Annotated in this window: 31 protein-coding genes and 1 other RNA gene; 15 read left to right on the plus strand and 17 right to left on the minus strand. The window is 66.9% G+C overall.

What is annotated here, in order from left to right; translation table 11 throughout:
• Positions 1-111: 111 nt before the first annotated feature.
• The gene (locus KB874_RS18615) at positions 112-1,803 is read right to left on the minus strand and encodes an NAD(P)H-dependent oxidoreductase subunit E (RefSeq protein WP_212538068.1); all 1,692 of its coding nucleotides are present in this window, start codon (positions 1,801-1,803) and stop codon (positions 112-114) included.
• A gap of 167 nt (positions 1,804-1,970) precedes the next feature.
• On the opposite strand from KB874_RS18615, the gene KB874_RS18620 reads away from it, so the two are divergent.
• Together KB874_RS18620 and KB874_RS18625 are read left to right on the plus strand one after the other, a co-directional pair.
• A complete protein-coding gene (locus tag KB874_RS18620) occupies positions 1,971-2,987 on the plus strand; it encodes an alkane 1-monooxygenase (RefSeq protein ID WP_212538069.1) in 1,017 nt (338 codons plus the stop codon).
• Between the two features lie 45 nt (positions 2,988-3,032).
• Entirely contained in the window at positions 3,033-3,431 is a 399-nt protein-coding gene (locus tag KB874_RS18625) for a hypothetical protein (RefSeq protein WP_212538070.1), read from the plus strand.
• A gap of 7 nt (positions 3,432-3,438) precedes the next feature.
• On the opposite strand, the gene KB874_RS18630 is transcribed toward KB874_RS18625, so the two are convergent.
• Positions 3,439-4,296, minus strand: coding sequence for a LysR family transcriptional regulator (locus tag KB874_RS18630; RefSeq protein ID WP_212538071.1), 858 nt, complete (start codon positions 4,294-4,296; stop codon positions 3,439-3,441).
• A gap of 121 nt (positions 4,297-4,417) precedes the next feature.
• Between KB874_RS18630 and KB874_RS18635 the strand changes: the two genes are divergently transcribed.
• Positions 4,418-4,624, plus strand: a complete 207-nt coding sequence (locus tag KB874_RS18635; protein ID WP_212538072.1) for a DUF1127 domain-containing protein — start codon at positions 4,418-4,420, stop codon at positions 4,622-4,624.
• A 134-nt stretch (positions 4,625-4,758) separates the two neighbouring features.
• A complete protein-coding gene (locus tag KB874_RS18640; protein WP_212538073.1) occupies positions 4,759-5,544 on the plus strand; it encodes a Bax inhibitor-1/YccA family protein in 786 nt (261 codons plus the stop codon).
• Between the two features lie 68 nt (positions 5,545-5,612).
• Here the strand turns inward: KB874_RS18640 and KB874_RS18645 are convergent, their stop codons facing one another.
• The 11 genes from KB874_RS18645 to KB874_RS18695 form a co-directional block, all read right to left on the minus strand.
• Positions 5,613-6,119, minus strand: coding sequence for a GNAT family N-acetyltransferase (locus KB874_RS18645; RefSeq protein ID WP_212538074.1), 507 nt, complete (start codon positions 6,117-6,119; stop codon positions 5,613-5,615).
• A gap of 103 nt (positions 6,120-6,222) precedes the next feature.
• A complete protein-coding gene (rpmG, locus tag KB874_RS18650) occupies positions 6,223-6,390 on the minus strand; it encodes a 50S ribosomal protein L33 (RefSeq protein ID WP_089276079.1) in 168 nt (55 codons plus the stop codon).
• Positions 6,391-6,499: 109 nt separating this feature from the next.
• An RNA gene (gene rnpB / locus KB874_RS18655) (RNase P RNA component class A) lies at positions 6,500-6,917 on the minus strand.
• A gap of 139 nt (positions 6,918-7,056) precedes the next feature.
• The gene (locus KB874_RS18660) at positions 7,057-7,767 is read right to left on the minus strand and encodes an alpha/beta fold hydrolase (protein ID WP_212538075.1); all 711 of its coding nucleotides are present in this window, start codon (positions 7,765-7,767) and stop codon (positions 7,057-7,059) included.
• Positions 7,768-7,902: 135 nt separating this feature from the next.
• Positions 7,903-8,661, minus strand: coding sequence for a hypothetical protein (locus KB874_RS18665; protein ID WP_212538076.1), 759 nt, complete (start codon positions 8,659-8,661; stop codon positions 7,903-7,905).
• 34 nt (positions 8,662-8,695) lie between these two features.
• Complete coding sequence (locus tag KB874_RS18670) at positions 8,696-9,304, minus strand: hypothetical protein (RefSeq protein WP_212538231.1); 609 nt, start codon at positions 9,302-9,304, stop codon at positions 8,696-8,698.
• A gap of 45 nt (positions 9,305-9,349) precedes the next feature.
• Positions 9,350-9,778 (minus strand): VOC family protein, encoded by a 429-nt coding sequence (locus KB874_RS18675; protein ID WP_212538077.1) that lies wholly within the window; start codon positions 9,776-9,778, stop codon positions 9,350-9,352.
• Between the two features lie 16 nt (positions 9,779-9,794).
• Entirely contained in the window at positions 9,795-10,760 is a 966-nt protein-coding gene (locus tag KB874_RS18680) for an alpha/beta hydrolase (protein WP_249200625.1), read from the minus strand.
• A complete protein-coding gene (locus tag KB874_RS18685; protein ID WP_212538078.1) occupies positions 10,757-11,347 on the minus strand; it encodes a histidine phosphatase family protein in 591 nt (196 codons plus the stop codon). Before KB874_RS18685 ends, KB874_RS18680 begins: the two co-directional genes overlap by 4 nt.
• The gene (locus KB874_RS18690; protein WP_212538079.1) at positions 11,344-12,078 is read right to left on the minus strand and encodes an alpha/beta hydrolase; all 735 of its coding nucleotides are present in this window, start codon (positions 12,076-12,078) and stop codon (positions 11,344-11,346) included. The genes KB874_RS18685 and KB874_RS18690 overlap by 4 nt, the downstream gene beginning before the upstream one ends.
• A gap of 63 nt (positions 12,079-12,141) precedes the next feature.
• Positions 12,142-13,389 (minus strand): MFS transporter, encoded by a 1,248-nt coding sequence (locus KB874_RS18695; RefSeq protein ID WP_212538080.1) that lies wholly within the window; start codon positions 13,387-13,389, stop codon positions 12,142-12,144.
• 159 nt (positions 13,390-13,548) lie between these two features.
• Between KB874_RS18695 and thrS the strand changes: the two genes are divergently transcribed.
• The 5 genes from thrS to KB874_RS18720 all read left to right on the plus strand — a co-directional run bounded on the left by thrS (position 13,549) and on the right by KB874_RS18720 (position 18,304).
• Positions 13,549-15,495: a threonine--tRNA ligase gene (thrS, locus tag KB874_RS18700; RefSeq protein ID WP_212538081.1), complete on the plus strand. Its 1,947-nt coding sequence runs from the start codon at positions 13,549-13,551 to the stop codon at positions 15,493-15,495.
• A gap of 240 nt (positions 15,496-15,735) precedes the next feature.
• Complete coding sequence (locus KB874_RS18705; protein ID WP_212538082.1) at positions 15,736-16,020, plus strand: BufA1 family periplasmic bufferin-type metallophore; 285 nt, start codon at positions 15,736-15,738, stop codon at positions 16,018-16,020.
• A gap of 54 nt (positions 16,021-16,074) precedes the next feature.
• The gene (gene bufB, locus KB874_RS18710; RefSeq protein ID WP_212538083.1) at positions 16,075-16,926 is read left to right on the plus strand and encodes an MNIO family bufferin maturase; all 852 of its coding nucleotides are present in this window, start codon (positions 16,075-16,077) and stop codon (positions 16,924-16,926) included.
• A 51-nt stretch (positions 16,927-16,977) separates the two neighbouring features.
• Positions 16,978-17,757, plus strand: a complete 780-nt coding sequence (locus tag KB874_RS18715; protein WP_212538084.1) for an HvfC/BufC N-terminal domain-containing protein — start codon at positions 16,978-16,980, stop codon at positions 17,755-17,757.
• Positions 17,732-18,304, plus strand: coding sequence for a DoxX family protein (locus KB874_RS18720; RefSeq protein WP_212538085.1), 573 nt, complete (start codon positions 17,732-17,734; stop codon positions 18,302-18,304). Before KB874_RS18715 ends, KB874_RS18720 begins: the two co-directional genes overlap by 26 nt.
• 51 nt (positions 18,305-18,355) lie before the next feature.
• Here the strand turns inward: KB874_RS18720 and KB874_RS18725 are convergent, their stop codons facing one another.
• A complete protein-coding gene (locus KB874_RS18725; RefSeq protein ID WP_212538086.1) occupies positions 18,356-18,724 on the minus strand; it encodes a hypothetical protein in 369 nt (122 codons plus the stop codon).
• On the minus strand, positions 18,724-19,041 hold the full coding sequence (locus KB874_RS18730; RefSeq protein WP_212538087.1) for an arsenate reductase family protein: 318 nt from the start codon (positions 19,039-19,041) through the stop codon (positions 18,724-18,726). The genes KB874_RS18725 and KB874_RS18730 overlap by 1 nt, the downstream gene beginning before the upstream one ends.
• Positions 19,042-19,261: 220 nt before the next feature.
• On the opposite strand from KB874_RS18730, the gene KB874_RS18735 reads away from it, so the two are divergent.
• On the plus strand, positions 19,262-19,468 hold the full coding sequence (locus KB874_RS18735) for a cold-shock protein (protein ID WP_212538088.1): 207 nt from the start codon (positions 19,262-19,264) through the stop codon (positions 19,466-19,468).
• Between the two features lie 126 nt (positions 19,469-19,594).
• A complete protein-coding gene (locus tag KB874_RS18740) occupies positions 19,595-19,906 on the plus strand; it encodes a hypothetical protein (RefSeq protein WP_212538089.1) in 312 nt (103 codons plus the stop codon).
• Between the two features lie 10 nt (positions 19,907-19,916).
• On the opposite strand, the gene KB874_RS18745 is transcribed toward KB874_RS18740, so the two are convergent.
• Positions 19,917-20,822, minus strand: coding sequence for a LysR family transcriptional regulator (locus KB874_RS18745; RefSeq protein ID WP_212538090.1), 906 nt, complete (start codon positions 20,820-20,822; stop codon positions 19,917-19,919).
• 88 nt (positions 20,823-20,910) lie between these two features.
• Here KB874_RS18745 and metF point away from each other — a divergent pair, with 88 nt between their 5' ends.
• The gene (gene metF / locus KB874_RS18750; RefSeq protein ID WP_212538091.1) at positions 20,911-21,777 is read left to right on the plus strand and encodes a methylenetetrahydrofolate reductase [NAD(P)H]; all 867 of its coding nucleotides are present in this window, start codon (positions 20,911-20,913) and stop codon (positions 21,775-21,777) included.
• 30 nt (positions 21,778-21,807) lie between these two features.
• On the opposite strand, the gene bhcR is transcribed toward metF, so the two are convergent.
• Positions 21,808-22,644 (minus strand): HTH-type transcriptional regulator BhcR, encoded by an 837-nt coding sequence (gene bhcR, locus KB874_RS18755; RefSeq protein WP_212538092.1) that lies wholly within the window; start codon positions 22,642-22,644, stop codon positions 21,808-21,810.
• Positions 22,645-22,804: 160 nt separating this feature from the next.
• On the opposite strand from bhcR, the gene bhcA reads away from it, so the two are divergent.
• The 3 genes from bhcA (at position 22,805) to bhcC (ending at position 26,262) form a co-directional block, all read left to right on the plus strand.
• On the plus strand, positions 22,805-23,995 hold the full coding sequence (gene bhcA, locus KB874_RS18760; RefSeq protein WP_212538093.1) for an L-aspartate--glyoxylate aminotransferase BhcA: 1,191 nt from the start codon (positions 22,805-22,807) through the stop codon (positions 23,993-23,995).
• The gene (gene bhcB, locus KB874_RS18765) at positions 23,992-24,960 is read left to right on the plus strand and encodes a beta-hydroxyaspartate dehydratase BhcB (RefSeq protein WP_212538094.1); all 969 of its coding nucleotides are present in this window, start codon (positions 23,992-23,994) and stop codon (positions 24,958-24,960) included. The genes bhcA and bhcB overlap by 4 nt, the downstream gene beginning before the upstream one ends.
• A 138-nt stretch (positions 24,961-25,098) precedes the next feature.
• Complete coding sequence (gene bhcC, locus KB874_RS18770; RefSeq protein ID WP_212538095.1) at positions 25,099-26,262, plus strand: 3-hydroxy-D-aspartate aldolase BhcC; 1,164 nt, start codon at positions 25,099-25,101, stop codon at positions 26,260-26,262.
• Positions 26,263-26,280 lie beyond the last annotated feature (18 nt).

Here is a 26,280-nt window from a genome sequence, read left to right on the forward strand (position 1 = left end):
CGGCATCACTCACCGGAATCCGCAGAGTCTAAACCTTCGACAAACCTGCATCCAATGCCAGAAAATGTGCGATAACGGCCGTATTTGTTGTCCGATCAGGACAATTATGGCTCAACCACCAATCTCGTCGGAAAAGTGCTTCATCACCAGCCGGATCGGGTTCGGCGCCGCCTGGCCCAGCCCGCAGATCGATGCATCGGCCATGACCGTACACAGGTCTTCCAGCAAGGGCTGATCCCAGCTGTCCGCCTGCATCAGCTTGACCGCCTTCTCGCAACCCGCGCGGCAGGGCGTGCATTGACCACAGCTTTCATCCTCAAAGAATTTCAGCATGTTGAGCGCCGCATCTCGTGCACTGTCCTGGTCCGACAACACGACCACCGCCGCCGACCCGATGAAGGAGCCATGCGGTTGCAGCGTGTCGAAATCCAGCGGAATGTCATCCATCGACGCGGGCAACAGACCCGAGGACGGACCGCCCGGCTGATAGGCCTTGAACACATGCCCGTCGAGCATTCCGCCTGCCGCCTCGATCACGTCGCGGATGGTCGACCCGGCGGGCAGCAGGTGAACACCCGGCTTTCGCACCCGCCCCGAGACCGAGTAGGAGCGCAGGCCGCGACGCCCGTTCTTTTCGATCCCGTTCAGGATTTCAGGGCCTTCCCGGCAAACCCTCGCAACCCAGTAAAGCGTTTCGACATTGTGGACCAGCGTCGGGCGGCCAAACAGGCCGACCTGCGCGACATAGGGCGGACGGTGGCGCGGCAGGCCGCGCTTGCCCTCGATCGACTCGATCATCGCGCTTTCCTCGCCGCAGATATAGGCGCCCGCGCCGCGGCGCAGGTCGATATAGCCCGGCTGCACGATCCCCGCAGCCTCGAGCGCGGCGATCTCGCGGCGCAGGATATCCAGCACGGCTGGATATTCGTCGCGCATGTAGATGAACGCTGCGTCGGCCTCGACTGCCCAGGCCGCGATGAGCATTCCTTCAAGAAAGACATGAGGTTGCCGCTCGAGGTAGAAGCGATCTTTGAAGGTTCCAGGTTCACCCTCGTCGCCGTTCACCGCGAGGTAGCGCGGCCCTGCGTTCGACCGCACGAAACCCCATTTCTTCCCTGACGGGAAACCCGCGCCGCCAAGGCCGCGCAAGCCCGAGGACAGGACCGTTTCCTGCACCGCCTCCCAGTCGCCGCCCTCGCGCAGCGCCAGAAACCGGTCGTATCCGCCCGCGGCGCGATACGCCTCGAACGCCTCGTAATCCGGCACATGGGCATGGGTGTCGCCCGCCGCGATGGCCGCCTGCACCTTTTCGGGAGTCGCTTGGTCGATGTGGTTGTGGCCCAGTTCGAGAACCGGCGCCGTGTCGCAGCGGCCCATGCAGGGCGCGCGCAGGACACGCACCTGCGCCGGGTCCAGCCCCTGCTCCAACGCCTGCCGCAGTTGCGCCGCACCCGCCAGTTCGCAGGAAAGCGAATCGCAGACGCGGATGGTCAGGGCGGGCGGTGGAGCCTCACCCTCCTTCACGATGTCGAAATGGGCGTAGAAGCTGGCCACTTCCTGCACCTCGGCCATGGACAGGCGCATCTCTTCGGCCAGCGCGCGCAGATGGGCGGCCGAGAGGTGGCCATGGGCGTCCTGCACAAGGTGCAGGAACTCGATCAGCAGGTCGCGGCGGCGCGGCCGGTCGCCCAGCAGCGCCTGCACCTCTGCCAGCGCATTATCATCGAGTTGCCTGCCCTTGGGTGTCTTGCGCCCCTTGCCCGGCGCCTTTTTCCACACGCCCTTGCGTTCATCCAATGCCATGCGCCGCCTCCTGATCGCTGTCGCCAAGATAGCGGTTACCTGACCGGGGGCGAGACGGAAAACGACGCATATCCGTACGCCCGCGCCGCGAAAAGCCCGCGCTTTCGCCCGATGGGTGACGGATTGTTCCGATAGGGATAGCGTATCGGCCAAAAGGGGGCACGAGGATGCTGCGGTTCACGGCGGTGACGGGGGCGATGGTGGCGCTGCTGGCGGCAGGGTTGCTCCTGGGCGGCGCCTGGGCTGCGCTGGCGCTGGCCTATATCACCGTCTTCACCTTCTTCATGGACAAGATCGCCGCACTGGCCGCGCCCGACCATCCGGGACAGGAGTTCCCGACCGGCGACGGGCTGTCGGTCGCGTTGTGGCTGGCGCAGTTTCCGCTGCTCTACGGGGGGATCGCGGTGCTGTCCGGTGATGCGCCACCGCTGGACAAGGCTCTGATCTTTGTCGCCTTGTCGCTGTTCCTGGGACAGGTCGGCAATTCCAACGCGCACGAGTTGATCCACCGCTCCAGCCGATGGCTGCGGCGGCTGGGCGTGGCGGTCTATTGCTCGATCCTTTTCGGGCACCACGCCAGCGCGCATGTCCGGGTGCATCACGTCCACGCCGCGACCGACCGCGACCCGAATTCGGCCCGGCTTGGCGAGGGGTTCTGGCGATTTGCCCTGCGCGCCTGGCACGGCGGCCTGGTCGAGGGATGGCGGGCCGAGACGCGGCTGCGGCAGGGGCGCGGGCTGCATCCCTACTGGGTCTACGGCGCGGGGGCATTGGCCTCGGTCGGTCTGGCCGGGTTGATCGGCGGCGCAGCCGGACTGCTGTGGCTGCTGGCTCTGTCGGCCTATGCGCAGTTGCAACTGCTGCTGTCGGATTATGTCCAGCATTACGGACTGCGGCGGCGTCAGACGCCACGCGGCATAGAACCGGTCGGCCCGCAGCACAGCTGGAATGCGCCGCACGGCTTTTCCTCGGCCCTGATGCTGAACGCGCCGCGCCATTCGGACCACCACGCGCGCCCCGCCCGCCCCTATCCGGGCCTCGAACTGGAACGCGGCGTCATGCCGATCCTGCCACATTCCCTGCCGGTGATGGCGGTTCTGGCCCTGGCGCCCCCGCTCTGGCGGCGGCTGATGGACCGGCGCGCGCGGAAATGGGCAGATCACGCCAAAGTTAACCAAGCCTGAAAGCGCGGCCTTCTAGCCTGCCGGGGAATCTGGCAGGCTCTGCGCATGAAACAGATGTTCGCCGCCGCCATCCTTGCCCTTGTCGCCGTTGCCGCCCAGGCCGCCGAACCGATGAGCGCGAAGGAATTCGAACGCTATGTGACGGGCAAGACGCTGTATTACGGCCTGTCCGGCCAGGCCTACGGGGTCGAAGAATACCTGCCCGACCGCCAGGTGCGCTGGTCCTTCCTAGACGGCAAGTGCAAGGAAGGCTTCTGGTACGAGGAAGCCGGGCAGATCTGCTTTGTCTACGAGGACACACCCGACCCGCAATGCTGGACCTTCTACGCCGAGGGCGACAAGCTGCGCGCGGTCTTCCAGGACGATCCGGCCAGCACCGTCCTGTACGAGGCCAACCAGGACCGCAAACCGATGCTGTGCTACGGCCCCGACGTGGGCGTCTGACGCGCGATCAGGCCGCCGCAGCCACCGCCGCAAAACTCTGCCTCAAGGCGTCGCACACGGCCCCCACCAGCGCGGGCCGCGCCGTACCCGCATACAGGTTGATCTTCTGTTTGCCCAGGTCGGGCAAGGCAGGATCGTCCAGGTAGGCCAGTTGTGGCGCCGCGTGCCCCTCGAGGCTCGAGGTGATGCCCAGGTCGGCGCTGACCGTCGCCTCGACCGTGCGGTCATTGTCCGAATCCACCGCCATCTCCCAGTCGATGCCGGCCTCGTCCAACCGCCGCAGCGCCCCTTCGCGAAAGCCGCAGAGCCGGCAGAAGGCCAGCCGTAGCGGTCGCGCCCGCCACACCTGCCCGTCCGGTGCCCCGACCCAGCGCAACGGCACCTCGGCCAGGGTCTCGCCGCCCGGATCGACGCCGTCCTCGGTGGTCAGGATGATGTCGACCTCGCCGCGGGCGAACTGCGTCTTGAGTTCGCGGGTGTAGGAACTGATGAGCTGCACCTTGAGGCGCGGATGCGTGCGCCCCAGCTGTTGCAGGACGCGCGGGATCGCCGGATAGACGATGTCGGTCGGCACGCCCAGCACGATCTCACCCTCCCAGGACTGGTGGGTGAGACGCAGATAGGCCTCGTCGTTCAGGGCGATGATCTTTTGCGCATAGTTCAGCAACTGCGCGCCCGCGGGTGTCAGCCGCACGCCGCGCCCCGAGCGTTCCAGCAGGCTCAGCTCCAGCGTCTCTTCCAGCCGCTTGATCTGCATTGAGACCGCCGATTGCGTCAGGTTCAGAAAGCCCGCCGCCCGCGTGACGCCGCCCGCTTCGGCGACCGCCACGAAAGAGCGCAGCGCGGTTATGTCGAGGTTCCTCATATCATCATCCGTGATGAGATGGTTCAAAAACATTCGCTTCAAGTATGACGCAGCGCAGCATATACATCAACATAGAAAATGGAACACGTCCCAAACATCAAGAATCGCGAAGGAACACATCATGATCCGTGCTGAAACCGGCTTTTTCGCCCTGCAACCCCTGAACCTGCTGCATAGCCTGCATCGCTGGTCGGCCATCTATCGCCAGCGCCAGGCCCTGGCCCGGCTGGACGAGGCCGCCCTGCGCGACATCGGCCTGACCCGCGACGAGGCGATGGCCGAGGCATCCCGGCCCATCTGGGACGCTCCGGACAATTGGCGTTTCTGAAACACAGCTTTTCCTGACCGGAAGTCCTTGAAAAAGGCCTCCACCTTGCCAATATTCCATGCAGGGTCGTCGCGCATGCGCGCGTCGGGTCCGCGCGTGGCGCGGAGTTCAACAGGGTCTATTCGGAGGCTTCAATGGCTGAATACAATACGATCCGGGCGGCTGGCGTCTCCGGCGCACGCGCCGCCCAGATTGACGAGGGCCTGCGCGCCCACATGAACAAGGTCTACGGCACGATGTCCGTGGGCACGCTGATCACCTTCGCCGCCGCCTGGGCGATTGCCGGGCTGGCGACGACGACGGACCCGGCGCAGGCCGCGGTGCAGATCGGTGCCGACCGTTACCTGACCGCACTGGGCCAGGCGATCTACATGTCGCCGCTCAAGTGGGTCATCATGCTGGCGCCGCTGGCCTTCATCTTCCTCGGCTTCGGTGCGGCGGTGAATCGCCTGTCCGCGGCCGGCGTTCAGACCATGTTCTACGGCTTTGCGGTCCTGATGGGCCTGTCGATCAGCTCGATCTTCATCACCTTCACCGGCTACTCGATCGCACAGGTGTTCCTGGTGACTTCGATCGCCTTCGCGGGCCTGTCGCTCTATGGCTACACGACCAAGAAGGACATCTCGGGCTGGGGTTCGTTCCTGATCATGGGTGTGATCGGGCTGATCGCCGCCTCGCTGATCAACATCTTCCTCGGCTCGCCGGCCATTGCCTTTGCCGTGTCCATCCTGGGCGTGCTGATCTTCGCCGGCCTGACCGCCTATGACACGCAGCGCATCAAGTCCGAGTATATCGAGCATGCCGCGCATAGCGACCAGGAATGGCTGGCCAAGGCCGCCATCATGGGCGCGCTGAGCCTCTACCTGGACTTCATCAACATGTTCATGATGCTGCTCCAGCTGCTGGGCAATCGGGAATAATCCGGCCGCGCCGGAAGAAACGGGGCCGGTCCGCAGGGACCGGCCCTTTTTCATTGCTCACGCTCGGGTCAGAGTTGCGCCACCATGAACTCCGTTGGGAACTCGATGCCGCCCGCCAGCGTGACCGCAACCGGACCCCGCCGGACAAAGCCCAGTGCCTCGTAGAACGGCACCGCGGTCAGGGTGCTCTGGCAATGCAGGGAAGTCATGCCACTGGCCCGCGCCTCGAGCAGCACATGCGCCATCAGCATCCGCCCCACGCCGCGTCTGCTGAACGCCGGATCGGTGGCGACATGGCGTACATGGCCCACGCCGCGTTGTCCGGGCCGCCCTCCGGGCGCCTGCAACGACCAGCCCCCGGCACCGGCCAGCCGCCCGTCGGACGTTTCGACCACATGGAACAAGCCCGATCGGATCAGCGCCGGCTGCGCCCGGGCCATCACCGGCAGCGCCATGACCAGCACCACGGGCGAATAGTCGGGCTCCAGCAGCATCCTGTAGCTGCGCTGGAACAACCGGTCGAGTGCGCCGATATCGGCCTCGGTCGCGCGGCGCAGCGTCAGGGTCTCGGTCATGGCGTCCTCCGTCGACGCGCCAGATAGCGCGCCGCGGGCCCGGGCCAACGCAAAAGGCCGCACCAGACGGCGCGGCCCTGCCATTCCCGAAAAGGCCGCAAGATTACTTGATCTTGCCTTCCTTGTATTCGACATGCTTGCGCACGACGGGATCGTATTTCTTGATGCTCATCTTTTCCGTCATCGTGCGGGCGTTCTTCTTGGTCACGTAGAAGTGGCCCGTGCCCGCGGTCGAGTTCAGGCGGATCTTGATGGTCGTCGGTTTGGCCATGGTTCGTCTCCTGCAACGGGCCACGCCCGCGGCGCATCCCGGAAAATCCTTGAAACCCGCCTTTTACCCATCCGCGCCCCCGAGTCAACGGGGCGCGGGGCGGAATTTCGCGCGTGGAAGGCCTGTAAGCCGGATTCTGTTCCCCGGGGCTCGCGCCCCGGCTCGACGACCATTCCTCTGGGCCGACGGTTGCCCGCCGGCTCGTGCTGCCAACCCGGACCCCTCGGGCTGAAGCGGCCCTGCCCCGATATCCCGATGCCCGGGAAACCCGGGCGGGATCAGGCGGGCGCGGGGTCCCTATTTGGCATTGCTCCCGGTGGGGCTTGCCATCACCGCCCTTGTTGCCAAGGCCGTGGTGGGCTCTTACCCCACCGTTTCACCCTGACCCCGGGACAAGCCCGGGGCGGTCTGTTCTCTGTGGCGCTTTCCGTCAGGTTGCCCTGCCCGGGAGTTACCCGGCACCGGCGCTTCAGCGAGTCCGGACTTTCCTCGCAGGGTCGCCCCCGCGCGGCCGTCCGGCCTTCCACGCCTGCCTGACATAGAAACCCGCGCGTCGCAGGTCAATGGGCGCACCGCCGCCACCGGCGCCCGCCCGAGGCGAAGGCCGCAAGGCCGCGCGCCGAGATTTCCTGCGCGCGGAACGCGCCCCTTTTTGAAAAACCCGGCTCAACGCAGGACGAGCGGCTCTGCCAGCCAGTCCCGCAACGCCTGCGCGGTCTCGTCGGGCGCCTCGAGGCTGGGATAGTGGCCTACCCCCGGCAGGACGCGCAGCACGGCGCCGGGAATCAGGTCGGCCATGAAACTGTGCCGCTTGACCGGCGACACCGGGTCGGCCTCGCCGCACAGCACCAGTGTCGGCACCGCCACCCGGCGCAGCGTGGCCTGCTGGTCGCGCCGCCGCTGCAAGGCGCGGCTCTGGCGGACATAGGCTTCGGGTCCCAGCCCCTGCGCCATGTCCTTGAGCAGAGCCATGATCTCGCCCCGCCAGCCGCTCTCGGCCACGGCATGCGGCGGGATGTCCTGCGCCAGCGCCTCGGCCAGCCGGCCGGTCCGGGCGCGGATGATGCGCGGATCGCGTTCGGCAGCCTGCTGCGGCGTCTCGGCCAGCGGATGCGTGCTGAGCAGTGCCAGCCGGCTGACCCGTTCGGGCGCGCGGCGCAGGATCTCCATCGCGACCGCGCCGCCCAGGCCATGTCCGGCCAAGGCAAACCGGCGCGGCATCGCATCCAGCAGTCCCGAGGCAATCTCCTCGATCCGTTCCCCCTCGGAGGTGGGCGCGACCAGGACGCCGCGCTCGCGCGACAGGTCGGCGATCTGCGGCCCGAACAGCCGCGCATCGCACATCAGCCCGGGAAGAAAGACCACCGTTTCAAGCATACACCACGCACTGCCCCGTCTTGCCCCCTGTCACGGCAGGGGGCCCTGCCTGCCTCGCGCTCGGTTATCGCCGAACTGACCGGGGATGGAAAGCGGCGGCTGGCGGGATGCCGCCAACCGGGCAAGGCTGTGCGGTCAGATCCGGCCGTCGAGAATCAGCTCAGCCACGGTCATGTAGAGTGTCAGTTGCAGGTCCTTCCCGGCCTGGCGCTGCCCGGTGACAAGGGGCAGGTCGCTCCAGCCGCTTCCGGTCCAGTGCCTGCGCAGCAGGCCCAGCCCGGCCATCCCGCCCTCTTCGCGGACTGTGCGCGTCAGGCTGCGGCGCAGGTGATCGGGCAGGCGCGACAGGAACAGCCGCGCCTCGGCCTCTTCCTGGGCGGCATAGACCGCCGACAGGCACCGCCCCTCGGAATCCCACAGCAGCGCCTCCTGCATGTAGGGGTGGATTCGGTCGGTCCATCGCACCCGCCCGCCCTCGGCGCGGCGCAGGTAGCCACCCGCCAGCAGCGCGGCGCCGATCCGGGCGTGCATGGGCGGGACCGTGAACGGCGTCCGGTCATCGGGCAGGCTGCGCACATGGCCGATCGCGTGCTCGACAAAGGCCTGAAGCACCTCCGAGAACTGGCCCGGCGTCAGGTCCAGCCGGGCGTCCAGATGGGCGCGCGCCGCCTCGCCGGTCAGCGCCACGACCCAGGTCCGCCGCCGTCCGGCGGGATTGAACAGGCCCAGCCCCTCGAGCGCGAGACAGGCGAGGTCTTGTGCCGCAAGACCCGACGCGTAAAGCGCCCCGTCCGCGAGTTCGGTCAGGTCGGCACACAGCGCCGCCGACAGGTAATCCGCCGCCTCGACCAGGATGCGGCGCTGCGGCAGGGTCAGCGCGCCGGTGTCCTGCATGACCGTCTCCTGTCTCATTCCGCCCCCGTCCGCTTCATGGCAGGGGGATGCCGCGAAAAGGTGGAAAATCCGTATACCGCGCCCGCCGCGCCGACAAATCCTCTGCCGGTTCCGCACCGGGACGCAACAGGCAGCCCCTGGGCGCAACATAGCTGTCGATCCGCCGCAGAGGAACCGGCCTCCAGGCGATGTTGAACGCGCAGAGTTTCGGAAAGAACCAGAGTTCGGAATAGGGCAGGTGATCGTGGATCCACCATGCCAGGTCACGCCAATCGCGTCCCTGCGCGTATCGATCCGCGAACCAGGGGATCACGATCGAGGCCCCGGCGATGGCGCGACCGGGCCAGTCCCAGACATGGCATTCCAGCGGATGCTCGTTGCGCGCGCAGTTCAGCCTGTGCGTGTTGCCATAGGCGTTCAGCGCCGCCGACCGATAGCCCGACCGCACGAAGATCCGGCCGAACGTCTCTTCCAGCGGGTCGAGCAGCGTGGTGCACAGCGCCCGCCCGCGCTCCAGGGCAAGGTCGGGGTCGTCGGGTATGTTCAGGATGCCCTGGATGTTGCCGATTTCGGAACACAGGAACTCGCGCATCCAGAAATGCCGCGACAGCCGCTCACGACCAAGGGTTTCCAGCCCGCGCATGGACGCCGGGCGTCTCATCCGGCACCCGATGATGTGCCGCGCAGGTCAGTCATATCCGTTCCAGCGGAATTCGCAGTTGGGACCCAGTTTTGAAAAGGGATTGCAGGCGAATTCCCAGACATGCCCCTCGGGATCAGCGACATAGGCGATGTAGCCACCCCAGAAGACCGCGTGCGGCGCGCGCAGGACAGCCGCCCCCGCCGCCTCGGCGCGGGCGGTCAGGGCGTCGACGGCCTCGCGCGTGTCGAGGTTATGCGCCAGCGTCGCCGCGCCATGACCAAGCGCGGCCTCGTCCAGCCCCATGTCGCGGGCGAGGTCCGCCAGCGGATAGAGCGCCAGGGCCTGCCCGATCAGGTCGAAGGCGACGATCCCCTCGGGGCTGTCCACCGGCCGCCAACCCAGCGACCGATAAAAGGCCTCGGCCCGCACCATGTCGCGGCATCCGAGAGTGATCAGGCTGACCCGTTGCTCCATGCGACTCTCCCGGCGGTTACAATCCGCGCGCCCAGTCGAGGATGGCATCGGTCAGCGGGCCTGTCATCCCCGGCGACAGGATATCGCCTGCGATCACGTGGCGGTTCGCGTCGTCGCCCGACCCGACCGAGACCGGGTGCAGCGTCACTGGCCCGCCCCAGCGCGCGGCGACCGCGCGCGTGGCGCGATGGTCGATCACCTTGTCGTTGGTGTCGAAGACGATGAGGGCAGGGATGCGGATCTCGGCATGCGGGGCGTGCCGGGCAGCCTGCACCACCGCGCCCATCGGAAAGGTCGCCACGCTGGGATAGCGGGTCGTCCAATAGCGTGCGTGATCCGGGTTCACCGTCTCGTAGGCCTGCTCGTGCGGCGCGAGCCGGGGTAGCCAACTGCGTGCGAATGGCCAGGTCAGCATGGCCGCCATCGGGTTCCTGACACGGAAATTGGGTGAGATCATCACAAGCCCGGCAACCCCCTGCCCCATCGCCTCGCGCAGCGCCAGGACGCTCAGCGAGGCGCCGGTCGAGGTGGCGATCACGATGACCCGGCGGCCAGCGGCGCGCGCCACGGCCAGCGCCTCGGCCATGTCGGCCATCCAGTCGCCCGCCGTGACCCGCGCCAGCGCCGCGCCGTCCTGCCCATGCCCGGCCAGCCGGGTGAAGACCAGGTTCGCGCCCAGCGCCTGCGCCACGCGGTCGGGCAGCGGCCGGATTTCCTGCGCCGTCGCAGAAAAGCCGTGGATATAGAGGATCGAAAGCGGCGTCTGCGTCTCTGACGTCCCGGCCCAGACGATCCGTTTCTGCGTGCCCGGCGTGATACCGGGAACCGCCGCCTCGGCCTGCGCCAGCCAGGCGTCGACGCCGCCAGCCAGCTTGCCGGGTTCGAAATCGATAGCCGTCTCGACCCTTTCGCGCGGGGCAAACCGCCACAGCGCACCCCCCGCAAGAGCCACGCCCGCCAACAGGATCAGGACATCCATCATCGCGGCCCGTCCCGAAAAGACTCGATTGGCGTCCAGTCCTGCACCAGCGTCCAGTCCGGCAGGGCGATGGTCAGCACATGCCCGCCCCCTTTGCCCAGGGGCTGGTCGTGGCTGCGGTCGATCGGCGCGTCCAGCAGATGTGCCCGCAGCAGCGCGCCGACCCCGCCATGCGCCACCACGGCGACGTCGCCCTCGCGGCTTTCCGGCACGATACGCTTGAGCGTGGTCGTAATGCGGTATTGCGCGTCGATGGCGCGCTCCCAGCCGCGCACGCTGTCGCGTGGGCGGGCAAAGAAGGCGTCTGCCACTGCTTCGAATTCCTCGGGCGGCAGGTAGCCGGTGGCGGACCGGTCGTTTTCGTGCAGGAACAGCACGCCGCGCGGCCAGAGCCCCTGCGCCTCGGCGAGAATCTGCGCGCCTTCCTGCGCCTTGCGTTCAAGGCTGGAAAAGACCGCACCCAGCGGCGGCATCCGCGCGGCCAGCGCCCGGTGCCGGGCCTTTCCCCGCTCTGACAGCGGCCAGTCGGTGACGGGGATCGCGGGATCCTGCACCACGTCCGCATGGGTGATGTAGAATAGCTGCCTCAAGACACCTCGGCGATGGCCGCCTCGATCAGCGCGAGGCACTCGGGCGAAGAAAAGCGGTGGTCGGCCCCGCGCACCAGGGTCAGCCGCACGTCCGGCCCGTCGACATGGTCGAGCAGGCGCAGGGCGGTGTCACGGCTGACGGCCTCGTCCTCGGTGCCTTGCAGCAGGCGCACGGGCCAGGGCATCGGCAGCGGCCGGGTCAGGACGCGCTGTTCGCGGCCGTCCTCGATCAGGCGACGGGTGACGACATAGGGATCCTCGTAGGCCGACGGCACGAGGATGCCGCCCTCTTCCATGACCTTGCGCCGTTCGTCCTCGGTGAAGCCGGCCCAGAACCCGTCCTCGGTGAAATCGGGGGCGGCGGCGATACCGACCAAACCGACGACCGGCAGGCGCTGCGACAGGATGCAGGCGATCCAGCCGCCCATGCTGGAGCCGACCAGGATCACCGGCCTTTGCGTGACATGGCGGGTCACGGCCTCGGCATCCGCCGCCCAGTCGCCGATGCAGCCCTTTTCGAACACGCCGCCCGACAGGCCGTGACCCGCATAGTCCAGCCGCAGGAAGGCCCGACCGCGCGCCTGTGCCCAGGATTCCAGGTGAACCGCCTTGGTTCCCTCCATGTCGGACCGGTAGCCCGACAGGAACACCACCAGCGGCCCCCCGCCCGGCGTATGGGCATAAGCCAGCCTTTCGCCGCGTGGCCCCTCCAGATATCGAACCTCTGCCATGATCCCCTCCTCGACTCTTGCCACAGGGATAGCGTGGCGGCGCGGCCTGGGAAACCCGCAGGCTCAGGCGTCGTGCTCGACCTCGTCGAGGCGCAGCGCCAGCAGTCCGCCGCCAAGGCTGAGGCCCGCGAAGCCCGCCAGCGCCCAGACCGGTCCGGCCAGCGCCAGCAACCCGCCCAGCGCGCCGGTCCCCAGCAGCAGGATACCAATCGCCGTATTGGCCAGGGCCGCATAGCTGGCGCGCGATGCCTCGGGCGCCATGTCGACGAGGTAGGTCGAGCGTCCCTGCCGCACGCCGTGATAGGCCAGCATGAACAGGAACAGCAGCCCGGGAATGACCCCCGGCAGCGCCGCAAGCCCGGCGATTTCGGCGATCACAGCCAGCGCCGAGAACAGCGCGGCCGTCACGCCCGATGCTACCAGCACCAGCCGCGACGACCGGTCCGCCAGGCGACCCCAGACATAGGCACTGAGGAACGAGGCCGCGGACGAGGCCAGCAGCAGCGCGCCAAGCCCCTGCAAGGCCGATTGCCCGCCGCCCAGCAGCACGAACCACGGCGGCGCCAGAGCCGTCGCGGTCAGCAACCCACGCACCGCGATGAACCGTCGGAACCCCGGATCGTCGCGCAACGGCGACAGGTCGAGCCGGGCGCCGCGTTCGGGCTCTGACGGGTCTTCCTCCAGGCGCGAGAACAGCGCGGCCGCCCCCAGCCACAGGACAGAGGTGAGTGCGATGGCGGCGATCACCGGCCCGGTGTCGCGCAGCGCGCCTGACAGCATCGCCAGCGCAAACAGCACCACTGCCGCCGACGCGACCGACCCGGCGACGCCTGTCACCGCGCCCCGGCGCGTCGCGGGCACCGATTTCCCGAGGATGTCCTTGTAGCTTACCGAGGCCGCCGACCGGCTGAGCGCCAGCAGCGCCACCGCCGCGCACAGGTCCGCACCCGCCGCCCAGCCCTCCAGCGTCAGCGCGACCAGCACCGCAAGCGCCGCAGCGACCCCTTGCCCGAGCGATCCCGCGGCCCAGACCCACTTGCGGTGCCGCCGCGCCCGAACGACGCCCGCCAACGCGATCTGCGGCAACAGCGCGCCGGCCTCTCGGATCGGCACCAGCAGGCCCGTCAGCGCCGCCGGCGCCCCCAGCGCACCTGACAGCCACGACAGCACCAGCTTGGGATCGATCAGCCCGTCGGCCACCTTGGTCATGCTCAGGCTGGCCATGTGGCGCAGCCCGTTGCGCGCCTCTTTGGCCTGCGCCTGATCCGCGCCGGTCAGGGTTTCGTAGATCTGGTGCGATGCCTCGCTCATGTGGTCCTGCCTTGTCGTCATGCCCTTGGACAATGCGCGGAAAAGCCCCGGGTTCCCTGGGCCGCTTGACAGGCCAGTGGCGCAGCGCCAAAAGGCGGGCACACACATAACCCGCAACCGGGCGTTCCGTGGGCGCCAAACCGACGAGGAGCATGGCCGATGAGCCTGATTTCCCTGACCTTCCCCGATGGCAATGCGCGTGAGTTCGAGGCGGGCGTAACGCCGGCCGAAGTGGCCGCGTCGATCTCGAAATCTCTCGAGAAGAAGGCCATTTCCGCCACCGTGAACGGCGCGCACTGGGACCTGCAATGGCCCATCGACTCTGACGCCACCATCGCCATCCACACGATGCAGGACGAGGCGCAGGCGCTGGAGCTGATCCGGCACGACATGGCGCATGTCATGGCCCGCGCCGTGCAGGAGATATGGCCCGACACCAAGGTCACGATCGGACCAGTGACGGAATACGGCTGGTTCTACGACTTCGACCGGGCCGAGCCCTTCACGCCCGAGGATCTTGGCCAGATCGAGGCCAAGATGAAGCAGATCATCGAAAAGCGCGACCCGGTGACGACCGAGATCTGGGAGCGCGACCGCGCGCGCAAATTCTACGAGGCGAACAACGAGCCCTACAAGGTCGAGCTGGTCGACCGCATCCCCGAGGGCGCGCCGATCCGCATGTACTGGCACGGCCACTGGCAGGACCTGTGCCGCGGCCCGCACCTGGGCAATATCGGCCAGCTTCCGGCGGATGCGTTCAAGCTGATGGGCGTGTCGGGCGCGCACTGGTTCGGCCAGACCGACCGGCCGATGCTGCAACGCGTCTCGGGCGTGGCCTTTCGCAACCGCGACGAGCTGAAGAACTACCTCAACTTCCTCGAGGAAGCCGCCAAGCGCGACCATCGCCGCCTCGGCCGCGAGATGGACCTGTTCCATATGCAGGAAGAGGCGCCGGGGCAGGTCTTCTGGCATCCGAACGGCTGGACGATCTACACCACGCTGCAGGACTACATGCGCCGCCAGCAGACGCGCGGCGGCTATGTCGAGGTGAACACGCCGCAGGTGGTGGACCGCAAGCTGTGGGTCGCCTCGGGCCACTGGGAGAAATACCAGGAGAACATGTTCATCGTCGAAGTCGACGAGGAGCACGCCCGCGAAAAGGCGATCAACGCGCTCAAGCCGATGAACTGCCCCTGCCACGTGCAGATCTTCAACGTCGGCCTGAAAAGCTACCGCGACCTGCCGCTGCGCATGGCCGAGTTCGGGTCATGCAACCGGTATGAGCCCTCGGGCGCGCTGCACGGCATCATGCGGGTGCGCGGCTTTACCCAGGACGACGCGCATATCTTCTGCACCGAGGAACAGATCGAGGCCGAGACCGCGCGCTTCATCGATTTCCTGTCGAACATCTACCGCGACCTGGGCTTTCCGGAATTCGAAGTGCTGTTCTCGACCCGGCCCGAGGTGCGCTCGGGCAGCGACGAGACCTGGGACAAGGCCGAGGCGGCGCTGCTGGCCGCGACACGGGCGGCAGGCATTGAGCCCGTGGTGAACCCGGGCGAAGGTGCCTTCTATGGCCCCAAGCTGGAATTCACCCTGACCGATGCCATCGGGCGCAAGTGGCAATGCGGCACGCACCAGGTGGATTTCGTCCTGCCGGAACGGCTGGACGCCACCTATATCGGCCAGGACGGCGGGAAACACCGTCCCGTCATGCTGCACCGCGCCTGCCTGGGGTCGTTCGAGCGCTTCATCGGCATCCTGATCGAGGAACACGCGGGCAAGCTGCCCTTCTGGCTGGCGCCACGCCAGGTGGTCGTGGCCTCGATCGTCTCCGAGGCGGATGATTACGTGCACGAGGTGGTCGCGGCGCTGAAGACGGCGGGTGTGCGGGCCGAAGCCGACACGCGCAACGAAAAGATCAACTACAAGGTCCGCGAGCACAGCCTCGGCAAGGTGCCGGTGATCCTGGCCATCGGTCACCGCGAGGTCGAGGAGCGCACCGTGACCGTGCGGCGGCTGGGCGAGAAGCAGACCGCTGTAACATCGCTGACGGAGATCGTGAGCGAGATGGCGCGCGCCGCCACGCCGCCCGATCTTCTGTAACAACCGCACCTGCAACATCGGAAAAGGGCCGCGCATTGTTACGCGGCCCTTTTTCATTGCCCTGTTTCCAAAGGGTTTCTGCACAGGCAAAACGTCACGCCGCCATGACGTGTCCTGACACGGGCGTGAAACACGGGGGCGTGAGTGGCGCGGGACGGATTGTCGCGGCACTCTTGTCTCACCGGCAGACAGCCTGTCACCGGCGCGATTTCAAACTGTCTGATAACGAAAGGAAGTTTCATGTCCACGACCCTCAAGACCGCCGCCCTGGTGGGTGCCGTCGCCGCCGCCTTCGCCGCAACCGCCGTCCATGCCCAGGAAAAGGAAAAGTGCTATGGCGTCAGCCTCGCCGGGCAGAACGACTGCGCCGCGGGCCCCGGCACAACCTGCGCCGGCACATCCAAGGTGGACTATCAGGGCAATGCCTGGACGCTGGTCGACGCCGGCACCTGCATGACCCTCGACCTGCCGGACGACCGGATGGGCAGCCTCGAGCCGCTCGAGCGCGACCTGCCCCAGGGCTGACCCAAGGGCTGGGCGGGGTTCAGCCCCGCCCTACCTTCTTTCCGGAGAGGTGCCATGTTCGACACGATCCACTCCCTTCCGCCCCGGCCGGGCGTCGGCTTCAAGCCGCAGCATTTCGACAACGTCATGTCGGACCCCGGACCCATAGGCTGGCTGGAGGTGCACGCCGAGAACTACATGGGCGATGGCGGCCGTCCCGTCGCGCAGCTGCGCGCGCTGTCGGACCGTTTCGCGATCTCGGTGCATGGCGTCGGCCTGTCGATCGGCGGCGCCGGGCCGCTGGACCCCGCACATCTCGACCGGCTGGCCCGCCTGGTCGGCTGGCTGAACCCGGCGCGGTTTTCCGAACACCTGGCCTGGTCGACCCATGACGGGGCCTTTCTGAACGATCTGCTACCGCTGCCCTATACCGACACCACGCTGGGGCGCGTCTGCGCCCACATCGATACGGTGCAGCAACGGCTTGGCCGGCAGATGCTGCTGGAAAACCCCTCTTCCTACCTGGGTTTCGCCGAAAGCACCTGGCCGGAGCCGGAATTCCTGCGCGAGGTCGTGGCGCGGACGGGGTGCGGCCTGCTGCTGGACGTCAACAACGTCTTTGTCTCGGCGACGAATCTCGGGTTCTCGCCGGTGGGCTATCTCGATGCCTTTCCGCTGGAAGCGGTGGGCGAGATCCATCTCGGCGGGCATGACGCGGACGAGGACGATCATGGTCTGCCGCTGCTGATCGACAGCCATGGCCGCGCCGTCGCCGATCCGGTCTGGTCGCTGCTGGACGTGGTTCTGGCGCGCACCGGCCCGATGCCGGTGCTGATCGAATGGGATACCGACGTGCCCGAATGGCCTGTCTTGCGGGACGAGGCCTGCCGCGCCGAGCGCGCGCTGGCGCTTGTGACCCCGGGCTGAGGGGGCTCTGCCCCTACCGTGTTTTAGAACCAGAGAAGCGAGGACCGTACCATGCAGACGGTGAGCGAGGACCTGTTCGGACAGGCGCTGCTGGATGCGGCGCAGCCAGTGCCCGAGGGGCTGACCGACGGCGCGGGCCGCCCGGCGGGACGACGCTATGCCGTCTATCGCAACAACGTGGCGGTGTCGCTGCGCGAGGCGCTGGCAGTCGGGTTTCCGGCGCTCGAAAGGCTGATCGGAGCAGAGAATTTCGGCCGCGTCGCAGGACTTTACCTGCGGCAGGAGCCGCCTGCCTCGCCCCTGATGGCGGGCTATGGCGCGGGGTTTCCCGCGTTCCTGGCCGGCCTGCCCCCCTTGGCCCATATGAAGTTCCTGCCGGATGTGGCGCGGCTGGAGCTGGCGCTGCGCCGGTCCTACCACGCCGCCGACAGCACACCGATCGACCCGGCAGTGCTGCAAGGTCTGGACGAGGCGGCACTGGGCGCTGCGCGGCTGCGGCTTGCGCCCTCGGCGATCCTGCTGCGCTCGGCCTGGCCGGTGCTGTCGATCTGGAGCCATGCCTTGGCGACAGATGCGCCGAAACCCGTGGCGCGGGCCGAGGATGTCCTGGTCGCCCGGCCGGGATTCGACCCGGAGCCGCACCTGCTGCCGAAGGGGGGCGGGGCGTTCCTGGCGGCGGTCCTAAATGGATCGCGCTTCGACGCGGCGCTGGAGCGCGCCGGGGCGGATTTCGACCTGCCCGCCACGCTGACCCTGTTGCTGCAAACCGGCGCGCTCTGCGCCATCGATGTGAAGGAGAGCCCGGATGGCACCGCTGTTCGCCCTGCATGACCGTCTGTTCGCCACCGTCGAGCGGCTCGGCGACGGGGTACTGCCGCTGCTGGCGCGGCTGGTCTTTGCCGGCACGCTGTTGGTCTATTTCTGGGCCTCCGCCATGACCAAGCTGGGGGACGGGCTATTCGGCCTGCTGCGGCCCTCGACCGGCGCCTATGCGCAGATCTTTCCCAAGGCGATGGAGGCAGTAACCTATGATGTCTCGCAGCTGGGCTGGGGGCATTGGGCGATCGTCGTGGCCGGGACCTGGGCCGAGTTCCTGCTGCCCCTGCTGATCGTGATCGGGCTGGCGACGCGGCTGGCGGCGCTGGGGATGATCGGGTTCGTCGTGGTGCAGTCGCTGACCGACCTGTTCGGTCATGGCGGCATCGCCCATGCCGAAACGCTGGGCGCCTGGTTCGACCGGGTGCCGGATGCCGCGATCCTCGACCAGCGTGCCCTGTGGTGCCTGCTGCTGGTGATCGTGGTGGTCAAGGGGGCCGGCGTCGTAAGCCTGGACGCCGTGTTGCGGGCGCGGACGGGCCGACAGGGGCTTGCCGCCTGAGCACCGTACGCTCTCTGCCGACAGGGCGGGTCCGTCCCGCCGCTGCATGGCTCAGAAATGCGCCTTGGGCTCGTCCGGCTTGCCTGCGGCCAGGGCCAGAACCCCACCCAGTCCCGCGAAGGCGATCGGGAACATGGTGAAGACGTTGAAGCCGAAGCCCGCATACATTCCCAGTGCCGAGAAGATCAGCAGGATCCCGCCCCAGAGCGCGCGCACCTTGGCCATCGCGCCACCGGCGATCGCCATCAGGGGCGACAGGATCGACACCGCCCGCACCATCTGCGGATCGTCGAACATGCCAAAGACCTCCTGGACCTCGGAATAGTTGCGTGCCAGCTCGGTATAGCCGTAGCCGAAAAAGCCGACCAGCATCCCGATCAACCCCGCGATGATGCCCAGTGTCAGCGCCGCATTTCGCATCAGATGACCCCCAGGTCGGCCTGCGCGGCCTTGTCCCAGCCCAGAACCATGCGGTCGCCATCGACGACCAGCGGGCGTTTCATCAGCGTCGGATGTGCCGCCAGCAGGTCGCGAGGCGGGCGCGCACGCTCAGCCTCGGACAGGCCGCGCCAGGTGGTCGACCGGCTGTTCACCAACCGCTCGCCGAACCGCTCGAGCGCCGCCGCCAGCACCTCGGGCGGCATGCCCTGCTCGCGAAGATCGACGAATTCCGCCTGCGGCAGCGCCTTGCGCGCCTTGCGGCAGGTGTCGCACGTGGCCAGACCGTAAAGTATCATGCCGTCTCCTTCATCGGTTGGTTCACATAATGAACGGCGCGGTGAAATACGAGGGCGTTTCGCTTGCTTTTTAAGGGAGCGGCACGATCTTGTTTTCGTGACAGTCGTCGCTCAGGCCCGGGAAGCGCGCATTTTGCATCTCCCCTGCAAGGCGATTGTGACGGGATGGCCCCGGCTTGCCGGGGTGAAGTATCGACGTTTCAGAAGGAGCACGGGGATTATGCCGAACGGCACCGTGAAGTGGTTCAACACCACGAAAGGCTATGGTTTCATTGAACCTGAAGGCGGCGGAAAGGACGTATTCGTTCACATCTCGGCCGTCGAACGCTCGGGCCTGACCGGGTTGGCGGACAATCAGAAGGTGAGCTTCGAAATGCGCGAGGGGCGCGACGGGCGCACCATGGCCTCGGACATCAAGGTGCTCTGACACCTGCCCCGGGCGTGGTGCGGGGCGGATCGCCTTCAATTCGAGTCCAATCGTTGACATCGAGGGCGCGCATTGCCGGTTGCGATGCGCTATGTTGGTCCGCTTTCCCATGGAATGGAGCGGGCGATGACGGATGCTGGGCTGGCGATCAAGATCGTTCTGGGCGGCGCCGTCGCGGTCGCGGTGATCAGCCTCTTTCCTCCGCTCACCGCCTGGACGCCGCCCGAGAGGACCGGCCCGGGGCGCGACGCGCCGCAGCAAGTGGTGCAAGACAACGGCTTGGGCTATTGCCGCGAGACGCTGCCGGACGCCGATTGCGCCTGTTTCGCGCGCACAGCCGGCGAGGTCCTGAATGGCGGCGCACCCCGCGCCGCGGGCTGGGAGTATGCCGACCGCTGGGACCTGGCCCGCGCCCAGGCCACCGAGGAATGCTCCTGACCGCGCCGTGTCACGCCTGTTGCAGCCGCCGCGCCTCCTGCCCGGCCAGCGAGATCAGGCGCTGCATGTAGGGCTTGTCCAGGTCCTCGGTCCGCGTCGCCGCATAGAGCCGCCGGGTCAGCCCCTTGGCTGTAATGGGTCGCGTTACGTAATCCGAGGAATACTTGACCTCGCGCACCACCCAGTCGGGCAGCACCGCCACGCCGCGGTTCGACGCCACCAGCAGCAGGATCACCGCCGTCAGTTCGACCTGTCGGATCGCTGCCGGTTCGACCTTGGCGGGCGTCAGCAACTGGCTGAAGATGTCCAGCCGCGACCGTTCCACCGGATAGGTGATCAACGTCTCGCCACGGAAATCCTCGGCCTCGACAAAACGCTTTTCCGCCAGCGGATGCGCGGACGCCGCGACGAAGACAGGACTGTAATCGAACAGCGGGGTGAAGGTGACGCCGGCGAGGTCCTCCGGGTCGGACGAGATCACCACGTCGACATCCTCTTTCATCAGCGCGGGCAGCGCGTCGAAGGCGAGGCCGGGGCGGATATCCACGTCCACGTCCGGAAAGCTCTTGCGAAAGGCCTCGAGCACCGGAAAGAGCCACTCGAAACAGGCGTGGCACTCGATGGCGATGTGCAGCCGGCCCGACTTGCCGTCGCGCAGGGCGGCGAATTCCGAGGTCAGCGCCTCGACCTGCGGCAAGACCTGCTCGGCCAACCGCAACAGCCGCATTCCGGCGGCGGACAGGCGCATGGGCTTGGACCGCCGGACGAACAGTTCGACCCCCGCCTGGTCCTCCAGACCCTTGATCTGGTGGCTCAGCGCCGACTGGGTGATGTTCAGCATGTCGGCCGCGCGGGCGACGCCGCCATGGTCGTGAATGGCCTTGATCGTGCGCAGGTGGCGAAACTCGATATGCATGTGCGCCTCATGTTGATCTTGAGATTTATGAGTTTGTCTCACAATGCCGCACATGCAACAAGAGGACAACGGTTTGATGGAGTTCCCCATGGCGCAGCCCGCAGTTTCCTTCGAGTTCTTCCCGCCCCGCGATATCGAGGGCACGTTCCGCCTTTGGGATGCGGTGCAGGTCCTGGCGCCGCTGTCGCCGCGTTTCGTCTCTGTCACCTACGGCGCGGGCGGCACCACACGCGACCTGACGCGCGACGTGGTGGCGACCCTGCACAAGCATTCCGGCCTGAAGGTCGCGGCACACCTGACCTGCGTAAACGCCACCCGCGACGAAACCCTGGGCATCGCGCGCGGTTTTGCCGGGTCGGGTGTGTCGGATATCGTCGCGCTGCGCGGTGACCCGCCCAAGGGCAGCGCGGGTTTCGAGGCGCATCCCGAGGGCTTTGCCAACTCGGTCGAGTTGATCGCGGCACTGAAGGAAGCCGGCGATTTCACCATCCGTGTCGGCGCCTACCCCGAAAAGCACCCCGAGGCCACCAGCGCCCAGGCCGATATCGACTGGCTCAAGCGCAAGCTGGATGCGGGCGCGGACGAGGCACTGACCCAGTTCTTCTTCGAGGCCGAGACCTTCCTGCGGTTCCGCGATGCCTGCGCCAAGGCCGGGATCGAAAAAGCCGTGGTTCCCGGCATCCTGCCGATCGAGAACTGGAAGGGCGTGCGCCGCTTTGCCGAGAATTGCGGCACGCCGGTCCCCGCCTGGCTTTCCGACGCCTTCGAGAAGGCCGAGCGTGATGGCCGCACTGATCTGCTGGCCACGGCGATCTGCACCGAACTGTGCAGCGACCTGATCGACGAAGGCGTGGACAAGCTGCATTTCTACACGCTGAACCGCCCGGAACTGACCCGCGACGTCTGTTTCGCGCTGGGGGTCACACCGAAGGTGCGGCTGGAAAAGGTCGCCTGAGACCACTCCTTCGGGACAGGAAAACGGGGGTCAGCCTGCGGGTTGGCCCCCGATGCCTTTCGTGACTTCCTTTGCTGCCTCGATCACCTTGGCGCCGATCTCGGGGATGATCTCGTCAGGGATGCGGGCCGAAGGGCCGGAAACGGATATTCCCGCCACCGCCTCGCCATGCACGTCGAAGATCGGCGCCGCGATGCAACGCATGCCCAGCGTCTTTTCCTCGTTGTCGATGGCATAGCCGCGCCGCCGCGTCATCGCGAGGTCGGCGGACAGCGCATCGGGGCGGGTCAGCGTATGATGGGTGAACCGCGTCAGCCCCTCGGCCGCCGTCACGCGTGCGGCCTCTTCGACCGGCATCTGCGCCAGCAGCGCCTTGCCGATCCCCGAGGCATGCATCGGCGACATGGTGCCCGGCGGAAAGAAGGCGCGGATGCTTTCATGCGTCTCGACCTGGCTGAGGAACAGCACCTGACCGTCGCGCCGCACGCCCAGGTTCGCCGTCTCGCCGGTCGCAGCCATCAGGCTGCGCAGCACCGGGCGTGCGCGTTCCAGCAGCGAGGTACGCCGCAGAAACCGCGAGCCGATCAGGAACGCCCCCGCGCCGATATGCCAGGTCTGAAAACCCGCGTCGAAATCGACGATCCCCCGCGATTCCAGCGTCACCAGAACCCGGTAGACCGAGGCGGGCGCCTGGTCACAGGCCGCCGACAGGTCCGTCAGCGTGGCGCCGCCCAGGCGCGAGAGGGTTTCCAGCACCTCCATCGCCCGGTCCAGCGACTTGATTCGGTTCTGATCGGTCTTGTCGTTCCAGTCCCGAGGGCGCCCGCGGGCGCGCCGTTCCGCCGATCCATCGTCGATCTGTGCCATCAGTTTTCCATTTCCGAAAAATCCTTTCACAATGTGAAAAATTCAAGCCGCTGATTCAAGAGGTTTTTACAACCACCCATCATTCTGAAATATTTTTTCAAAAAAATGGACGTGGCGTCAACCGATCCGTATTGTGCACAAAAATCGGAAGGAGACACTCATGATTGCCCAAAACCCGGTCTTCATTCCCGGACCCACCAACATCCCCGAGGTGATCCGGCGCGCCTGCGATCTGCCGACCATCGACCACCGGTCGCCCTTTTTCGCGTCGGTGCTGCACCCGGCGATCGACGGTGTCCGCAAGGTCCTGAAGCAGTCCAACGGCGAAACCTACATGATCCCCGGCACCGGCACCGGCGGCTGGGAAACCGCCATCGCCAACACGCTCAGCCCGGGCGACGGCATCCTCGCCGCGCGTAACGGCATGTTCAGCCACAAGTGGATCGACATGTGCAAGCGTTTCGGCCTCGACGTCACGCAGATCGACGTGACCTGGGGCGAGGGCCTGCCGGTCGCCCGCTATGAAGAAATCCTGCGCGCCGACAAGGACGGCAAGATCAAGGCCGTCCTCGCCACCCATAACGAGACCGCGACGGGCGTCGTTTCCGACATCGCCGGCGTCCGCAAGGCGCTGGACGCGGCGGGCCACGGCGCGCTGCTGCTGGTCGACGGCGTCAGCTCGATCGGGTCGATGCCCTTCGAGTTCGATGAATGGCGTGTCGACGTCGCCGTGACCGGCTCGCAGAAAGGCTTCATGTTGCCTGCCGGCCTCGCGATCATCGGTTTCTCGGACAAGGCCGTGGCGGCGTCGAAAACAGCCCGCCTGCCGCGCACCTATTTCTCGATCGACGACATGCGCAAGGGTTATGCCGCGAACGGCTATCCCTACACGCCGCCCGTCGGCCTGTTCAACGGGCTGAAGCTGTCGACGGAAATGCTGCTGGCCGAGGGTCTGGACAACGTGTTCGCCCGCCATGCCCGTATCGCCGGAGGCATCCGCGCCGCCGTCAACGCCTGGGGCATGAAACTCTGCGCCGTGCGGCCGGAACTCTACTCGAACACGGTGACGGCGATCCGCACGCCCGAAGGCTTTGACGCGGGCCGCGTCGTCGCCCACGCGCACAAGGATTACGCAATGGCCTTTGGCGCTGGCCTGGGTGACGTCGCGGGCAAGGTCTTCCGCATCGGGCACCTGGGCATGATGACGGACTCGATGGCGCTGTCCGGCATCGCCACGGTCGAAATGGTCATGGCCGATCTCGGCCTCGACATTACCCTTGGCTCTGGCGTCGCGGCGGCACAGGCCGTCTATCGCAAGGGCGTCACGGAAAAAAGGATGGCAGCGGAATGAAGGACGTCACCACGAACCTCCCGACCTACGAGGACATGCTGGCCGCGCATGAGCGGATCAAGCCTTACATCCACCGGACCCCGGTGTTGACCTCGTCCTATTTCAACGAACTGACCGGCGCGCAGCTGTTCTTCAAGTGCGAGAACTTCCAGAAGGCCGGCGCCTTCAAGGTGCGCGGCGCGTCGAACGCGGTCTTCGGCCTGTCGGACGAAGTGGCGGCCAAGGGCGTCGCGACGCACAGCTCGGGCAACCACGCGCTGTCGCTGTCCTATGCCGCCGGCCGCCGGGGCATCCCCTGCCACGTGGTCATGCCACGCACCGCACCGCAGGCCAAGAAGGACGCCGTGCGCGGCTACGGCGGCATCATCACCGAATGCGAACCATCGACCACCTCGCGCGAAGCTGTCTTTGCCGAGGTACATGAGCGCACCGGCGCGGATTTCGTGCATCCCTACAACGACCCGCGCGTGATCGCGGGCCAGGGCACGTGTTCCAAGGAACTGATGGAGCAGGTCGACGGGCTCGATTCCGTGATCGCGCCCATCGGCGGCGGCGGCATGGTGTCGGGCTGCTGCCTGACGCTGTCCACGCTGGCCCCCGAGGTGAAGATCTACGCCGCCGAGCCCGAGCAGGCGGACGATGCCTATCGCAGCTTCAAGGCCGGGCACATCATCGCCGATGACGCGCCGAACACCATCGCCGATGGTCTGAAGGTGCCGCTGAAGGAGAACACCTGGCATTTCGTCAGCCACCACGTCACCGACATCCTGACCGCGTCCGAGCAGGAGATCATCGACGCGATGAAGCTGACCTGGCAGCGGATGAAGATCGTGATGGAAGCCAGCTGCGCCGTGCCATTGGCGACGATCCTCAAGAATCCCGAGGTCTTCCGCGGCAAGCGCGTGGGCGTCATCATCACCGGTGGCAATGTCGATCTCGACAAGCTGCCCTGGATGAATTCCTGAGCATTTTGCGCGGGCGGCGCCGTTCCGATGCCGCCCGCCTGTTTCCTATCGGAAACGACTCTGCTAGAGACCCCCTATCGCGCGGCAGGCGGCGCCCCGGCGCCCTGCCCGCCCAACCCCAAGCATGGGAGTGAGACGATGAAAGACATCACCAATCTCGACGAGTTCGAAGTCGGCTATGATATCCCCGCCCTGCCCGGCATGCCCGAGGACGAGATCCAGACGCCCTGCCTGATCCTCGATCTGGACGCGCTGGAGCGCAACATCAAGAAGATGGGCGACTATGCCAAGGCACATGGCATGCGTCACCGCGTCCACGGCAAGATGCACAAGTCGGTGGACGTGGCCAAGCTGCAGGTCGAACTGGGCGGCGCCTGCGGCGTCTGCTGCCAGAAAGTGTCCGAGGCCGAGGTGTTCGCCCGTGGCGGCATCAAGGACGTGCTGGTGTCGAACCAGGTCCGCGAACCCGCCAAGATCGACCGCCTGGCCCGCATGCCGAAGCTCGGCGCACGCACCATCTGCTGCGTCGACGACGTGGCCAACGTGGCCGACCTGTCGGCTGCCGCGCAGAAGCATGGCACGCAGATCGAATGCCTGGTCGAGATCGATTGCGGCGCCGGACGCTGCGGCGTGACCACGACCCCCGCCGTGATCGAGATCGCCAAGGCGATCGAGGCCGCGCCGGGTCTGAAATTCGCCGGCATCCAGGCCTACCAGGGCGCCATGCAGCACCTCGACTCCTATGACGAGCGCAAGGCCAAGATCGCCGTCGCCGTCGCCATGGTGAAGGACGCGGTGGACGGGCTGAAAGCCGAAGGCATCGAGTGCGACATCGTCGGCGGCGGCGGCACCGGCTCCTACTATTTCGAGAGCACCTCGGGCGTCTACAACGAGCTTCAGTGCGGCTCCTACGCCTTCATGGACGCGGATTACGGCCGTATCCTCGACAAGGACGGCAAGCGCATCGACCAGGGCGAGTGGGAGAACGCGCTGTTCATCCTGACGAGCGTCATGTCCCACGCGAAGGCCGACAAGGCCATCGTGGATGCCGGCCTCAAGGCGCAGTCGGTCGACAGCGGCCTGCCGGTGATCTTCGGACGGGACGACGTGAAATACGTCAAGTGTTCGGACGAGCATGGCGTGGTCATGGACGAGGGCGGCGTGCTCAAGGTCAACGACAAGCTGCGGCTGGTCCCGGGCCATTGCGACCCGACCTGCAACGTGCACGACTGGTATGTCGGCGTGCGCGGCGGCAAGGTCGAGACCGTGTGGCCAGTGTCGGCCCGCGGCAAGGCCTACTGAGACAGGTTTCGGACCGGC

This window comes from Thetidibacter halocola (assembly GCF_018224955.1).
Taxonomy (GTDB): domain Bacteria; phylum Pseudomonadota; class Alphaproteobacteria; order Rhodobacterales; family Rhodobacteraceae; genus Thetidibacter; species Thetidibacter halocola.

What these genes read in the sequence shown, in the direction of transcription:
- rpmG (WP_089276079.1), bottom strand. Translation starts at nt 6,390, where the DNA reads ATGGCCAAACCGACGACCATCAAGATCCGCCTGAACTCGACCGCGGGC.
- KB874_RS18645 (WP_212538074.1), bottom strand. Translation starts at nt 6,119, where the DNA reads ATGACCGAGACCCTGACGCTGCGCCGCGCGACCGAGGCCGATATCGGC.
- KB874_RS18620 (WP_212538069.1), top strand. Translation starts at nt 1,971, where the DNA reads ATGCTGCGGTTCACGGCGGTGACGGGGGCGATGGTGGCGCTGCTGGCG.
- KB874_RS18720 (WP_212538085.1), top strand. Translation starts at nt 17,732, where the DNA reads ATGGCACCGCTGTTCGCCCTGCATGACCGTCTGTTCGCCACCGTCGAG.
- KB874_RS18680 (WP_249200625.1), bottom strand. Translation starts at nt 10,760, where the DNA reads ATGATGGATGTCCTGATCCTGTTGGCGGGCGTGGCTCTTGCGGGGGGT.
- thrS (WP_212538081.1), top strand. Translation starts at nt 13,549, where the DNA reads ATGAGCCTGATTTCCCTGACCTTCCCCGATGGCAATGCGCGTGAGTTC.
- KB874_RS18615 (WP_212538068.1), bottom strand. Translation starts at nt 1,803, where the DNA reads ATGGCATTGGATGAACGCAAGGGCGTGTGGAAAAAGGCGCCGGGCAAG.
- KB874_RS18625 (WP_212538070.1), top strand. Translation starts at nt 3,033, where the DNA reads ATGAAACAGATGTTCGCCGCCGCCATCCTTGCCCTTGTCGCCGTTGCC.
- KB874_RS18730 (WP_212538087.1), bottom strand. Translation starts at nt 19,041, where the DNA reads ATGATACTTTACGGTCTGGCCACGTGCGACACCTGCCGCAAGGCGCGC.
- bufB (WP_212538083.1), top strand. Translation starts at nt 16,075, where the DNA reads ATGTTCGACACGATCCACTCCCTTCCGCCCCGGCCGGGCGTCGGCTTC.
- KB874_RS18660 (WP_212538075.1), bottom strand. Translation starts at nt 7,767, where the DNA reads ATGCTTGAAACGGTGGTCTTTCTTCCCGGGCTGATGTGCGATGCGCGG.
- KB874_RS18745 (WP_212538090.1), bottom strand. Translation starts at nt 20,822, where the DNA reads ATGCATATCGAGTTTCGCCACCTGCGCACGATCAAGGCCATTCACGAC.
- bhcA (WP_212538093.1), top strand. Translation starts at nt 22,805, where the DNA reads ATGATTGCCCAAAACCCGGTCTTCATTCCCGGACCCACCAACATCCCC.
- KB874_RS18690 (WP_212538079.1), bottom strand. Translation starts at nt 12,078, where the DNA reads ATGGCAGAGGTTCGATATCTGGAGGGGCCACGCGGCGAAAGGCTGGCT.
- KB874_RS18695 (WP_212538080.1), bottom strand. Translation starts at nt 13,389, where the DNA reads ATGAGCGAGGCATCGCACCAGATCTACGAAACCCTGACCGGCGCGGAT.
- KB874_RS18675 (WP_212538077.1), bottom strand. Translation starts at nt 9,778, where the DNA reads ATGGAGCAACGGGTCAGCCTGATCACTCTCGGATGCCGCGACATGGTG.
- bhcB (WP_212538094.1), top strand. Translation starts at nt 23,992, where the DNA reads ATGAAGGACGTCACCACGAACCTCCCGACCTACGAGGACATGCTGGCC.
- KB874_RS18665 (WP_212538076.1), bottom strand. Translation starts at nt 8,661, where the DNA reads ATGCAGGACACCGGCGCGCTGACCCTGCCGCAGCGCCGCATCCTGGTC.
- KB874_RS18670 (WP_212538231.1), bottom strand. Translation starts at nt 9,304, where the DNA reads ATGCGCGGGCTGGAAACCCTTGGTCGTGAGCGGCTGTCGCGGCATTTC.
- KB874_RS18735 (WP_212538088.1), top strand. Translation starts at nt 19,262, where the DNA reads ATGCCGAACGGCACCGTGAAGTGGTTCAACACCACGAAAGGCTATGGT.
- KB874_RS18740 (WP_212538089.1), top strand. Translation starts at nt 19,595, where the DNA reads ATGACGGATGCTGGGCTGGCGATCAAGATCGTTCTGGGCGGCGCCGTC.
- metF (WP_212538091.1), top strand. Translation starts at nt 20,911, where the DNA reads ATGGCGCAGCCCGCAGTTTCCTTCGAGTTCTTCCCGCCCCGCGATATC.
- KB874_RS18640 (WP_212538073.1), top strand. Translation starts at nt 4,759, where the DNA reads ATGGCTGAATACAATACGATCCGGGCGGCTGGCGTCTCCGGCGCACGC.
- KB874_RS18705 (WP_212538082.1), top strand. Translation starts at nt 15,736, where the DNA reads ATGTCCACGACCCTCAAGACCGCCGCCCTGGTGGGTGCCGTCGCCGCC.
- KB874_RS18630 (WP_212538071.1), bottom strand. Translation starts at nt 4,296, where the DNA reads ATGAGGAACCTCGACATAACCGCGCTGCGCTCTTTCGTGGCGGTCGCC.
- bhcC (WP_212538095.1), top strand. Translation starts at nt 25,099, where the DNA reads ATGAAAGACATCACCAATCTCGACGAGTTCGAAGTCGGCTATGATATC.
- KB874_RS18635 (WP_212538072.1), top strand. Translation starts at nt 4,418, where the DNA reads ATGATCCGTGCTGAAACCGGCTTTTTCGCCCTGCAACCCCTGAACCTG.
- KB874_RS18725 (WP_212538086.1), bottom strand. Translation starts at nt 18,724, where the DNA reads ATGCGAAATGCGGCGCTGACACTGGGCATCATCGCGGGGTTGATCGGG.
- bhcR (WP_212538092.1), bottom strand. Translation starts at nt 22,644, where the DNA reads ATGGCACAGATCGACGATGGATCGGCGGAACGGCGCGCCCGCGGGCGC.
- KB874_RS18715 (WP_212538084.1), top strand. Translation starts at nt 16,978, where the DNA reads ATGCAGACGGTGAGCGAGGACCTGTTCGGACAGGCGCTGCTGGATGCG.